The sequence below is a fragment of the Rhodococcus sp. YH1 genome, from assembly GCF_009939605.1.
Lineage (GTDB): Bacteria > Actinomycetota > Actinomycetes > Mycobacteriales > Mycobacteriaceae > Rhodococcus > Rhodococcus aetherivorans.
On sequence record NZ_WVTE01000076.1, the window covers coordinates 1 to 10,535 of the forward strand.

At 68.9% G+C, this 10,535-nt stretch carries 13 protein-coding genes and 1 pseudogene; 8 read left to right on the forward strand and 6 right to left on the reverse strand.

Going from position 1 to position 10,535, the window contains the following annotated elements; all coding sequences use genetic code 11:
- From AIIKEEIJ_RS32940 to AIIKEEIJ_RS07845, 6 genes and pseudogenes are all read left to right on the forward strand, one after another.
- Positions 1–383: pseudogene (locus tag AIIKEEIJ_RS32940) on the forward strand (hypothetical protein); the annotation flags it as partial.
- Complete coding sequence (locus tag AIIKEEIJ_RS07825; protein WP_006940659.1) at positions 376–849, forward strand: DUF309 domain-containing protein; 474 nt, start codon at positions 376–378, stop codon at positions 847–849. The pseudogene AIIKEEIJ_RS32940 and the gene AIIKEEIJ_RS07825, both read left to right, overlap by 8 nt.
- The gene (locus tag AIIKEEIJ_RS07830) at positions 849–1,469 is read left to right on the forward strand and encodes an LON peptidase substrate-binding domain-containing protein (protein ID WP_029546465.1); all 621 of its coding nucleotides are present in this window, start codon (positions 849–851) and stop codon (positions 1,467–1,469) included. The genes AIIKEEIJ_RS07825 and AIIKEEIJ_RS07830 overlap by 1 nt, the downstream gene beginning before the upstream one ends.
- A gap of 246 nt (positions 1,470–1,715) precedes the next feature.
- Positions 1,716–2,504 (forward strand): hypothetical protein, encoded by a 789-nt coding sequence (locus AIIKEEIJ_RS32945; protein WP_235194116.1) that lies wholly within the window; start codon positions 1,716–1,718, stop codon positions 2,502–2,504.
- Complete coding sequence (locus tag AIIKEEIJ_RS07840; protein WP_161995372.1) at positions 2,504–3,724, forward strand: hypothetical protein; 1,221 nt, start codon at positions 2,504–2,506, stop codon at positions 3,722–3,724. The genes AIIKEEIJ_RS32945 and AIIKEEIJ_RS07840 overlap by 1 nt, the downstream gene beginning before the upstream one ends.
- Positions 3,721–4,092 (forward strand): hypothetical protein, encoded by a 372-nt coding sequence (locus AIIKEEIJ_RS07845; RefSeq protein WP_161995373.1) that lies wholly within the window; start codon positions 3,721–3,723, stop codon positions 4,090–4,092. The genes AIIKEEIJ_RS07840 and AIIKEEIJ_RS07845 overlap by 4 nt, the downstream gene beginning before the upstream one ends.
- A gap of 74 nt (positions 4,093–4,166) precedes the next feature.
- Here AIIKEEIJ_RS07845 and AIIKEEIJ_RS07850 read toward each other — a convergent pair whose 3' ends face one another.
- The 3 genes from AIIKEEIJ_RS07850 to AIIKEEIJ_RS07860 all read right to left on the reverse strand — a co-directional run bounded on the left by AIIKEEIJ_RS07850 (position 4,167) and on the right by AIIKEEIJ_RS07860 (position 6,656).
- Entirely contained in the window at positions 4,167–5,675 is a 1,509-nt protein-coding gene (locus AIIKEEIJ_RS07850) for a solute symporter family protein (RefSeq protein WP_065923364.1), read from the reverse strand.
- Positions 5,676–5,680: 5 nt separating this feature from the next.
- Positions 5,681–6,007 carry a DUF485 domain-containing protein gene (locus AIIKEEIJ_RS07855; protein WP_006940653.1) on the reverse strand — a complete coding sequence of 109 codons (327 nt, stop codon included), beginning with the start codon at positions 6,005–6,007 and terminating at the stop codon, positions 5,681–5,683.
- Between the two features lie 109 nt (positions 6,008–6,116).
- Positions 6,117–6,656 (reverse strand): MarR family winged helix-turn-helix transcriptional regulator, encoded by a 540-nt coding sequence (locus tag AIIKEEIJ_RS07860; protein ID WP_029546471.1) that lies wholly within the window; start codon positions 6,654–6,656, stop codon positions 6,117–6,119.
- A gap of 127 nt (positions 6,657–6,783) precedes the next feature.
- Here AIIKEEIJ_RS07860 and AIIKEEIJ_RS07865 point away from each other — a divergent pair, with 127 nt between their 5' ends.
- Together AIIKEEIJ_RS07865 and AIIKEEIJ_RS07870 are read left to right on the forward strand one after the other, a co-directional pair.
- Entirely contained in the window at positions 6,784–7,746 is a 963-nt protein-coding gene (locus AIIKEEIJ_RS07865; RefSeq protein WP_161995374.1) for an MBL fold metallo-hydrolase, read from the forward strand.
- Positions 7,747–7,774: 28 nt separating this feature from the next.
- Complete coding sequence (locus AIIKEEIJ_RS07870; protein WP_050036035.1) at positions 7,775–9,406, forward strand: FAD-dependent monooxygenase; 1,632 nt, start codon at positions 7,775–7,777, stop codon at positions 9,404–9,406.
- 51 nt (positions 9,407–9,457) lie between these two features.
- On the opposite strand, the gene AIIKEEIJ_RS07875 is transcribed toward AIIKEEIJ_RS07870, so the two are convergent.
- The 3 genes from AIIKEEIJ_RS07875 to AIIKEEIJ_RS07885 all read right to left on the reverse strand — a co-directional run.
- A complete protein-coding gene (locus AIIKEEIJ_RS07875; RefSeq protein ID WP_152103802.1) occupies positions 9,458–9,715 on the reverse strand; it encodes a WhiB family transcriptional regulator in 258 nt (85 codons plus the stop codon).
- Positions 9,712–10,335 (reverse strand): LutC/YkgG family protein, encoded by a 624-nt coding sequence (locus AIIKEEIJ_RS07880; RefSeq protein WP_006940643.1) that lies wholly within the window; start codon positions 10,333–10,335, stop codon positions 9,712–9,714. The genes AIIKEEIJ_RS07875 and AIIKEEIJ_RS07880 overlap by 4 nt, the downstream gene beginning before the upstream one ends.
- The coding region (locus AIIKEEIJ_RS07885) for a lactate utilisation protein LutB domain-containing protein (RefSeq protein ID WP_161995375.1) at positions 10,332–10,535 on the reverse strand (204 nt) is incomplete at its 5' end. The genes AIIKEEIJ_RS07880 and AIIKEEIJ_RS07885, both read right to left, overlap by 4 nt.

Genomic DNA, 10,535 nt, shown 5'->3' on the forward strand with positions numbered 1-10,535 from the left:
CAGGCGCGCTGCACCCGGGCTACGGCTGGGTGTTCCCCCTGGGGACCGGCGAGGTCAACATCGGCGTGGGCACCCTCGCGACCTGGACCGCGGATCGGTCAGCAGCCGCCGCAACCGGACGGCCGGGGGCGCCTGCGCGGTCCGGGACGGGCAGCGTGCGGGTGCTGTGCTCACCGGACGGTCTGAACTTCACGCCGGTCACCGATCTCGGCTGGTTCGACGTCGCAGGCGACGGGCGGTACCTGTTCCGGACCGGCCACCACACCCACGTCTGCCCGGCCACCCCGGAGCTGCTGCGCGACGAGCTGGCCTACGCGGTCGACGAGGCGCGCGAGAAGCGGGGTCGCGTCGGCGCTGCCGGTTTACGCTGGGTGCATGGCTGAACGGGATCGAACGGTCGACGGCAAACCGCAGAACGCCCGCCCGCGCGACGCCCTGGGGCGCCCGTTGCCCTACGGCGAGGAGGGAGTCGAACGGGTCCCGGAGGACCTGCAGCTCGAGCCCGACGAGGCGATCACCGAGGCGCAGCGGCTGCTCGACCACGGGTATCCGTTCCATGCGCACGAGGTGCTGGAAGGCACGTGGAAGTCGGCGCCGGCCGACGAGCGGACGCTGTGGCAGGGCTTGGCGCAGCTCACCGTGGGGCTGACGCATCTGCTGCGGGACAATCCGGCCGGGGCCGCGTCGCTGCTACGGCAGGGGGAGGCTCGGATCCGCCATTACGAGGACGAGCCGCCGCACGGGCTGGACATAGACGGCCTCGCGGCATGGGCGGAACACCTGTTGACGGAGATCGCGCGCGGCGAGCCGATCCCGGCGCCGCCGATACCGCGGCTGCGGCTGCCCTGATGCCCGTGCTCCCGATGTTCCCGCTGGGAACCGCGCTGCTTCCGGGCGACGCCCTTCCACTCCACGTGTTCGAACCGAGGTATCGAGAGCTGGTCCGGGACTGCCTCGCAGATCCGGACGGGCCGCGGTTCGGCGTGGTGCTCATCGAGCGAGGCCACGAGGTGGGTGGGGGCGAGACCCGCCACGACGTCGGCACGGTCGCGCGGATCGTGATGGACACCGAACTCGACGACGGTCGCTACTTCCTGGAATGCATCGGCGAGGAACGCATCCGGGTGATCGACTGGCTACCGGACGACCCGTATCCGCGGGCGGAGGTCGAGCCGTGGCCGGACATGGAGTCCGGTCCGGTGGACTTCTCCGGCCTGAGCGTGGGGCTCGGCCGGCTGTACGGTCTGCTCGACCGCCTGTCGGGCGGCCGGATCGAACCCCCGAGCATCACCGAACTGCCCGACGAGCCGGGTGCCCGGCTGTTCGCGCTGGCACGCTTCGTCCCTATGGGTGAGGCCGACCGGCTGCAGGTACTCACGGCGCACGGACCCACCGAACGATTGGCCGTGCTGACCGAATGCATCTCGAACGCTGTCCAACTCGCGCAGTGGCGCCTCGACAGTACGTAAGGGCGAGGGCGAACCGCCTCGCGGACAGCGCATGACCTCCCTCGACCGCACCCGCGCGTCTGCCGGTCAACCGCTGCCGCACCCCGTCGGTCGCCAGGACGACCGCGCACGTCGCCGACGGTTGCATCCCGACAGCCGGGAACGAACACACGACGATCCGGGTATCTGCGCGGCCCAGAAAAGCTCAATCCCCATGCGGAACACATCAACTGGTATGGTTCTGCCGTCGATAGGGGGGATCGAACAATGTCGAAATGGGGCGTCGTTGTCCTTCAGCTGGCCAAGGTGGCGTTGTGGTATGTGGGGGGCTTGCTGGCCATCGGTGGAATATCCGCAGCAGCGAGCCTGCTGAGGCCGGACCTTCCGGATTCCGGCTGGGCGCCACCACCACCGATCACGACGACACGCACCGAGTCGCCCACTGCCGCAACACCACCGCGCGAACTCCCCCCGGGTTTCCCGTCGATGGAGCGCGCTCCGCTCCCGCCGGAGGTTCCCGAAGGGCAACCGCAACCGGTACCGACACGGTTCGGGCTCACGTACACCACTCCAGCCGGCTGGTTCGGGCAGGGCCAATCGGTCATGGGCTGGAGAAGCCGGGACGGTGCAGCGATGGTGATCGGTTCGGCATCCGCTTTCGGGAAGGAGTACTGCGAGGCGGACGACACGTCGATGCTGGCCGCAGTGGGGATCACGGGGCGCCCAGCGGGCGACCTCCTGACCGTCGCTGCTCACGAAGTCCGGGCGGTCGAATGGATGTACTCCGACGACGGACGACTGCCGACGATCAACTATTCGGACCCCGTCCATTTCGAGATTGCCGGAAACCCGGCAGTCCGGCTCACGGCTCTGGTGTCCGACATCCCGCCCACCGACGAATGTGACCCGCCGGCAGCACGGTTGGACGTCGTGGCCACCACCGGCCTTGCAACGGCGGAGGTCGCGGTCTTCGTCGTCCGGGCGGATCGCGGTGTGGCCGGACAGCTCGACGACAGCTCTATCGATGATCTCGTCGCGTCGCTGAGGAGATCGTGATGTCCGGGACGCACGAGGAATTCTCCGCCGCCACACGCCGGATAGCCGGCGCTGCCGTCGCCGTGCAGGAGATCGGACACGATGTTGTGCGGGCGAACCGGTATCTCGCCGTCCACGGTGAGCCGAACGGCAATTTCGACGGTGTGCTGTTGCAGACGATCCGGGCCGGGTTCCAGGCGGTTCTCCCGTCGGCACAGTCTCGATACTTCCAGGTTGCCGATCTCTGCCTGAAGACCAGCATCGAACTGAACCGGTGCGCGTGGATGTACGACGACACCGAGGCACGGAATTACCAACGGCTCAATGCCAACATGCTCTTCCCGAAGTCGGTCGACGCATTCGATCCCGACACACCGGCGCCCGGTCCGGCGCGGCCGTATCCCGGCACCTTCCCGTATGGCGGTCCGGACCGGATCGAACTCGGTCACCCCGAAACCCTCCCCGAGGACGTCCGCCAGGTCGTCGCGGATGCAGCCGGTTGGCTCGGCGATGTCGACGAGGCGATCGACCTGCTGACCGGGTGGAGCCCGATCGCGCAGGTCGTCGAACCGCTGGGCGGAAACTGGAACGAACTCGAGCGCCTCGGCGACGCCTATCGCATCGCCGGGGAGGCGGTAGAGACCAGCGGCGGGAACCTCGCCGCCGTCGTCCGGACCCTGGATCCCCACTGGGGCGGGCAGGCCGCCCGGGCGTTCACGGACTACGCCGACCGCATCGTCGATGCCCTCCGATGGGAGGGACCGGTCGGACGCGTCATCAAGGAGACGTGCTACCTGGTTGCGGAGAAGATCCGGGAGGGGATCGTCACGGCGGTTCGGTCACTGAAGGAGATGCTCGAAGAAGAAGTGGCATTCGACGACGCGTTGCAGAAGTTGAAGTTCCTGCTGAAGAAGACTCCGTTCGTCGGTACGGCCGCACAGATCGTCACGATCACCAAAATCGTTCAGAACACGATGGAATTCGTCGACGATGTAGTGGACCGGATCCGCGAGCTCGCCGACGCATTGAAGGAATTCCTCGACGCACTGTCGTCGCCGGCGGACGTCCTGAAGGATCGGGTCGAGCAGAAGCTGGCGCCGCTGACCGAGGCGCACGAGCGCACCGAGCACAGGGCGGAGGTGGCTATCGACCTCGCCGGCGTCGCAGACGCGAGCGGCCCCGTGAACAAGCCCTCCAGCGCGTATTCGGTCGGTGAGGACCCGTGGGCGGATGCGATATGAGGGAAGTACCGCCGCACCTCGACAGTCCACTGCGGCGAATCCACCAGGCCGTGACCGACCTCGAAGCCGCCGTGATCCGCGCACGAGGGTTCGCCGGCGCCGACCGGGACCGACGCATCGAGGTCGACGATGCGTTGATGGAACAACTCGCAGCGACCGCGGAAGCGTCCCCCGAGTTGCGGCTGTATGCGTCGAGAGTCGCTGCCGGACAGTGCCGGTGGTCCGAGATCGAGGTGACGGCGCGTCCGGTTCCGCCGGAGGTGGCCGAACTCAAGACGAATCCGCGGCTCCGGTGGTTCCCGGAACCGCCGCGTACCTCGACTGCGGAAGGGCAGGAATGGGAGTCCTACCGGATCCCCTGGCAGTAGCTCCCCTACCCGTGGTGGCCGCGGCGGTGTGTCCTTCGGGCTGTCCTGGCAGCCCGAAGGACACACCGGCCGTGTCAGCGGCCGATGAGTGCGAGGCGTTCGATCTCGGCGAAGTCGGTGCCGGCGGCCTCCGGCCGGGAGCGGCCGACCAGCGAGCCCACATAGGCCAGCAGGAATCCCGCCGGCACGGACACGAGGGCCGGGATCGTGAGCGGGAAGATCGGGTCGATCCCGTGGATCAGCCCGGTGGGTCCCAGGATGTTGGGACTGATCGCCACCAACCCGAGGCTCACTGCGAGGCCGCCGACCAGGGCCCAGGTCGCGCCGACGCGGTTGAATCCGCGCCAGTAGATGCTCAGCAGCAGCACAGGCAGGCTGGTGCTCGCGGCGACGGCGAACGCGACGTTGGCGAGGAAGCCGAGGTTGAAGCCCTTGGCCCCGAGCGCGAGGAACATGGCGACGACGGCGATGCCGAGCAGTGACAGCCGGGCCACCTTCAATTGCTGTTCACCGGTGGCCTTTCCGCCCTTGACGACGTGAGTGTAGAGGTCGTGCGCGAACGCTCCGGAGGTGGCGATGGCGACGCCGGCGAGGACCGCGAGGATCGTGGCGAGGGTGATGCCGATGATCACGGCCTCGAGGGCAGGACCACCGAGGGCGCCGGCGAGCTGAACCACGGCGAGGTTACCCTGTGGATGCGCGGCGGCGATGGCGTCGGATCCGAGGGCGCGGATCGCGCCGTATCCGACGAACGGCAGCACCACGTAGAAGGCGCTGAAGATCCACAGTGCGACCACACCGGATTTGCGGGCGGCGCGGGCGTCCTTGACGGTGAGGAACCGGACCATCACGTGCGGCAGACCCATCACGCCGAGGGCAAGGGCGAGCTGCTGGGAGATGATGTCGAAGGTCTTGGTGGTGTTCTGCGGGTGCGACGACGTGACCGAGTCCGGCAGCGGCTCGACGACGTGCAGCGGGCTCGGCCCGTACTTCGCGAGCACCAGGAACAGGATGAGAGCGGTGCCGGTCAGCAGCAGCCCGGTCTTGAGCACCTGCACCCAGGTGGTGGCGAGCATGCCGCCGAACATGGTGTAGACGACCATGAGCAGCCCGAGGACGATGACGGCGACCCAGAACTTGATGCCCAGCAGGGCCTGCACGAGCAGTCCCGCGCCGACGAACTGGATCACCATGTACATCGCGGAGATGACGATCGTGGTGACGGCGAGAGCGGCGCGCAGTCCGCGGCCGTCGAACCGGGCGGCGACGGCGTCGGCGAGGGTGAAGCGGCCGAGGTTGCGCAGCGGTTCGGCGATGATGAGCAGCACCAGCAGGTACGCCAGAGGCACCGCGGTGGCGTAGTAGAAGCCACTGAACCCGGCGATCCCGATCATGCCGGTGATTCCGAGAAACGAAGCGGCCGAGACGTAGTCGCCGGAGATGGCCAGTCCGTTGCCGACGGGCCCGACCTGCCCCTCGGCGACGTAGTGCGAGTCCGTGGAGGTGTTGCGCTTGGCGGCCAGGTAGGTGATGCCGAGGGTGACACCGATGATGGCGACGACGATCGCGACGCTGAGTCCCATGCCGGTCACCGCCCTTCCAGCGCGGCAAGGTGCGCATCGACGACTGCGTCCATGCGGCGCGCCCAGCGGGTGTAGATCTGCGCGACGACGAGGATCGCGGCGAAGACGGCGAACCCGACCCAGTACGCGATGCCGAGTCCGCCGAGGCGGCCGGACAAGACCGTGGTGGAGGTTGTCAGGACGATGTAGCCCATGAACACCGCGAGCAGGACGGCTGCGGAGCCGAGCGACAGGCGTCGGCGTTGCCGAGCAAGGGCGAGGACGGCGTCGAGACCGGCGTCGTCCGGCCGGGTCGTGCCGCCGCCGGCGGCCGTGGAGATGTCGAGCGACATGATCACCTCAATGGGGTGTGAAGGGATCAATCAATCAATGCTTTGATTGATTGGACGCCCTACCGTAAGTGAGGGCCATCACAAAGCGCAAGTACTCCGGCGCCGCGACTCAGTCGCGGGTGTGGATATCGAGGTCGTCGGCCGCGGTGGCGAGCTTCTCCAGCAGGCCGATCAGGATGGTCTGCTCGGGCTTGGTCAGCACGCTCGTCCAGGTCCGTTCGCGCTTGTTGTGCGCCGCGTAGGTGCTGGTGATCGCGTCGACACCGGCCTGGGTCAGACTCAGCTCGACCGAGCGCCGGTCGCGCTCAGAGCGCCGCCGGGTCACGAGGCCGTCCCGTTCCAGCGTGTTGACCAGCGCGGACACGGCGGCGCGGCTCATACCGGAGAGCTGGGCGACCCGCTTGGCATCGCTCGGCCCGGACAACCACAGCATGAACAGCACCCGGAAGCCGGGCCAGCTCCAGCCCTGCGGGCGGTGCACGGTGGACTCGAGGTCGTAGACGAGTGCACTCGCGACCCGGGTCAGTTCGAGCACGAGCCGCATCGACTGGGGATCGACCTCGGGCATGACGCGCGTCGTCTTGCGCACGGCGAAGTCGACAAAGCTCAGAAAGTCCAGGTTGTCCACGTCGTCCGCAGGCTCGCTCACCCCGCCAGCGTAGAGGTGGCGCCGCATGCACCGTGCCGAAGTGGTCAAAGGCTTGCGCATCCGGTGTGACGCCACTTACATTGGTCACAGATTCGTTCAAACCTTTTACTAACTGGGGTGGTTCCATATGACCGCACTGTCCTTCGCTTCCTCCGCCGATCTGGGCGAGAAGGAGCAAACCCTCGAGATTCTCGCCGACGGGGTGTACGCGCTGACCGCCGAGGGCGATCCCAACCTCGGGGCTGTCGAGGGCGAGGACTTCCTCGTGTGCTTCGAGGCGCTCGCCACCCCGGTCGCGGCGCGCGACTGGCTGGCCAAGCTGCGTGAGCACACCGACAAGCCCGTGCGCTACCTCGTGCTCTCGCACTACCACGCGGTGCGGGTGCTGGGAGCGTCCGCCTTCGACGCCGACACCATCGTCGCGCACGAGAACACCTACAACCTCATCGCCGAGCGCGGCCGGGAGGACTGGGAGTCCGAGTTCGGCCGCATGCCGCGCCTGGCCAAGGGTGCCGACTCCGTGCCCGGCCTGACCTGGCCGACACTGACGTTCAGCGACCGGCTCACCATCGACCTCGGTGGCGACCGCGGCAACCTGGTACTCCAGCACCTCGGCCGCGGCCACACCGAGGGCGACATCGTCGCGTGGCTGCCGCAGCAGAAGATCCTGTTCGCCGGCGATCTCGTCGAGGCGCAGGCCGCGCTGTACACGGGCGACGCGTTCCACCGCGACTGGTCCACCGGCACACTCGACCGGATCAAGGCGCTCGGCGCCGAGGCGCTCGTCGGCGGGCGCGGCGCGGTCAGCCGCGGCCGCGAGGAGGTCGACGCCGCCATCGAGCAGACCCGGCACTTCCTGAACGTGATGCTCACCGAGGTAGGGGCCGTGCAGCGGCGTGGCGGCACATTGAAGGAGGCGTTCGAGGCGACGCACGCGGCACTGTTCGACCGCTATGGGCACTGGCCGATCTTCGAGCACTGCCTGCCGTTCGACGTCTCCCGGGTGTGGGACGAACTGTCCGGCATCGAACGGCCCGTGATCTGGACCGCCGAGCGCGACCACGAGGTCTGGGCCCAGCTCCAGAGCTGACCCCACCACGGTACGAGAAGGAAATGTGATGACAGTGCGGAACATTCACAACGGCACCGTCGCGGTGCTCGGGAACGGACCCGTCGGGCAGACCACCGCCCTGCTGCTCGCCCGGTGGGGCATTCGCGTGATCGTCCTGGACGCTCGCCCCGAACGCGACCCGATCGGCTCGAAGGCGATCTGCCAGCAACGCGACGTGCTCGAAGTGTGGGCCGCCGTCGGTGTCGGCGAGCAGGTCGCCGCGGAGGGCGTCACGTGGGACACCGCGAGCACCTTCTACCGCGACGAGAAGCTGTTCACCCAACCGTTCGTCGACAACGGCCGCTCCGCGTTCCCGCCGTTCGTCAACATCTCCCAGGCCCGCACGGAGCAACTGCTCGACGAGCGCATCGCCGAGGAACCGCTCATCGAGGTCCGGTGGGGTCACCATGTCGACGGTATCGACCAGGACGACGCCGGCGTACGCGTGCTGTGCACGACCCCGGACGGTCCCGCCGTCGTGCCCGTCGCCTACGCGGTCGCGACGATGGGGGCGCGGGCCGACGGGTTCCGCACGCACCTCGGGCTGGACTTCGCGGGTCGCACGTTCGACGACAAGTTCCTCATCTGCGACATCAAGGCCGACATCCCCGACTGGGCACACGAGCGCAGGTTCTACTTCGATCCCGAGTGGAATCCCGGACGCCAGGTGCTCATCCACCCGTGCCCGGATTCGACGTTCCGCATCGACTGGCAGGTCCCCGGCGACTACGACCTCGAGGCCGAAACGGAGAGCGGCGCCCTCGACCGCCGGATCCGCCGGATCATCGGCGCCGAGCTGCCCTACGAGATCGTGTGGAAGTCCGTGTACCGCTTCCATGCTCGTCTCGTCGACCGGATGCGCGTGGGCCGCGTCCTCGTCGCCGGCGACTGCGCTCATCTCGTGTCGCCGTTCGGTGCACGCGGACTGAACTCCGGGGTCGGCGACGCCGAGAACGCCGCGTGGAAGCTCGCGTTCGTGCTGCGCGGCTGGGCCGACGAGTCGCTCCTGGACACCTACGACCTGGAGCGGCGGGCCGCGGCGCGCGAGAACATCGAGGTCACCTCCGCGACAATGGATTTCCTGGTGCCGCAGACCGACGAGCAGCGCGCACACCGCCTGCGTATCCTCGAGGCGGCGGCCGACGACGCCGACGCCCGCGCCCAGGTCGACTCGGGCCGCCTCGCGGAACCGTTCTGGTATGCCGACTCGCCACTGACCACCGCGGACCCGGCCCGTCCCTTCGCTGGTCGGCCCGCCAGGGGTGTTGCTCCACAGCCCGTTCCGGGCGTTCTGCTGCCGGACATGCCGGTCGCGGTGTGCGGTCGGGCCACGCGCCTGCGTGCGCTGGCCCGGGCGGGAATCCTGCTCCTGCACGGCCGCGACGTCGACGCGACCACGCTGCGCACGCTCGCGCTGGACGCCACGAGCGCGCCGGTTCGGATCCACGCCATCGGCGACATCGACGCGACCGGCGCGCTCGCCGAAAGCCTTTCCGCGGCAGCGCACGAGGTGTGGGTTGTCCGGCCCGACGCGCACATCGCCGCGGTCGTCGACACCGCGGACCCGGCCGTGCTGACCGATGCGATCCGCACCGCCACCGGACGGCGGGTCGTGGCCCCGCTGGTGGCCGCGGTGTGACACAGAAGTGGTACGCGCTCCCCGGTCACGAACCGGGGAGCGCGTCCGCGGTCAGCGCCGGGTGCGGCGTTCCCGCTCCGACAGGCCGCCCCACACACCGTGCCGCTCCCTGCTGAGCATCGCGTGGGTTCGGCACTCCGTCAGCACCGGGCAGCTCGCGCAGATCCGCTTCGCGGCGGCCTCGCGCCGGCGCCGGACGTGCGATGGTTCGTCGTCCGGGGCGAAGAAGTAGAATTCACCGGCGGATCGGCAGCTACCGCGGAACCGCCAGCCGAGGGCCGGCCGGGTGTGCTCGCTCAGCAGGCTCACCCAACAATCACCACGTCCAGGGTCCGCGGACCGTGCACACCCTCGACTCGTTCGAGTTCGATGTCGGAGGTTGCGGACGGGCCGCTGATCATGGTGGTGGGCCGCTCCGGCACCAGCCGGGCCAGTGCCTCCGGGACCCCGACCTCGACGTCGGCGAGCGGCACCACGCACACGTGCAGGTCCGGCACCAGGGTCAGCGCACGCCGCCCCTGGCCCGGGCTTCCGTCGAGGAAGATCGTGCCGGTCTCGGCGCACGTGACGGCGGAGGCGGTGACGACGCCGTCGAGTGCGCCGAGGTCCGGCGCGGGGATCTCGGCCGAGTCCACCACCACGTCACCGTCGAACCGCGCCAGCCACGAGGGATCCAGTCCGGCGGGAATTCCCACGCGCCGCACACCCCGCTCTGCGAGGACCCGTGCGAGCACGTCGGGCAGGTCGCCGGGCGTGCACTCGTGGACGTGTGCCTTGTAGTCGACGAGCCGGTCCACGAGCAGTTCCCGGCGCTGCGCGTCGGGCAGGGTGCGTCCGGTGCGATAGTCGCGCGGAACCTGCACGGGCTCCGGCGGAGCCAGGGTCAGGGCGTCACGGATCCGGCCGAGGATGACATCCCGGGTGCTCACTGCTGTCGTCCCTTCTCGCGAGCCTGCGCCAGCGCGGCCCGCCCCTCGTCCGAGTTCCACCATTGCCGGAACGTCTGTTTCGGTGGTGCCGGAATGTCACGCGCCTCGGTCCAGCCTCCCAGCGGCCCGGGCAGCGTCGTGATCTTCCCCTTCCTCCCGGCGAGGAGCCGGCCGAGTCCGACGGCCTTCTGCGCGGCCGT

Excerpts from the sequence above, each read along its gene's own strand:
- AIIKEEIJ_RS07825 (WP_006940659.1), top strand. The coding sequence starts at position 376 with ATGGCTGAACGGGATCGAACGGTCGACGGCAAACCGCAGAACGCCCGC.
- AIIKEEIJ_RS07830 (WP_029546465.1), top strand. The coding sequence starts at position 849 with ATGCCCGTGCTCCCGATGTTCCCGCTGGGAACCGCGCTGCTTCCGGGC.
- AIIKEEIJ_RS32945 (WP_235194116.1), top strand. The coding sequence starts at position 1,716 with ATGTCGAAATGGGGCGTCGTTGTCCTTCAGCTGGCCAAGGTGGCGTTG.
- AIIKEEIJ_RS07840 (WP_161995372.1), top strand. The coding sequence starts at position 2,504 with ATGTCCGGGACGCACGAGGAATTCTCCGCCGCCACACGCCGGATAGCC.
- AIIKEEIJ_RS07845 (WP_161995373.1), top strand. The coding sequence starts at position 3,721 with ATGAGGGAAGTACCGCCGCACCTCGACAGTCCACTGCGGCGAATCCAC.
- AIIKEEIJ_RS07850 (WP_065923364.1), bottom strand. The coding sequence starts at position 5,675 with ATGGGACTCAGCGTCGCGATCGTCGTCGCCATCATCGGTGTCACCCTC.
- AIIKEEIJ_RS07855 (WP_006940653.1), bottom strand. The coding sequence starts at position 6,007 with ATGTCGCTCGACATCTCCACGGCCGCCGGCGGCGGCACGACCCGGCCG.
- AIIKEEIJ_RS07865 (WP_161995374.1), top strand. The coding sequence starts at position 6,784 with ATGACCGCACTGTCCTTCGCTTCCTCCGCCGATCTGGGCGAGAAGGAG.
- AIIKEEIJ_RS07870 (WP_050036035.1), top strand. The coding sequence starts at position 7,775 with ATGACAGTGCGGAACATTCACAACGGCACCGTCGCGGTGCTCGGGAAC.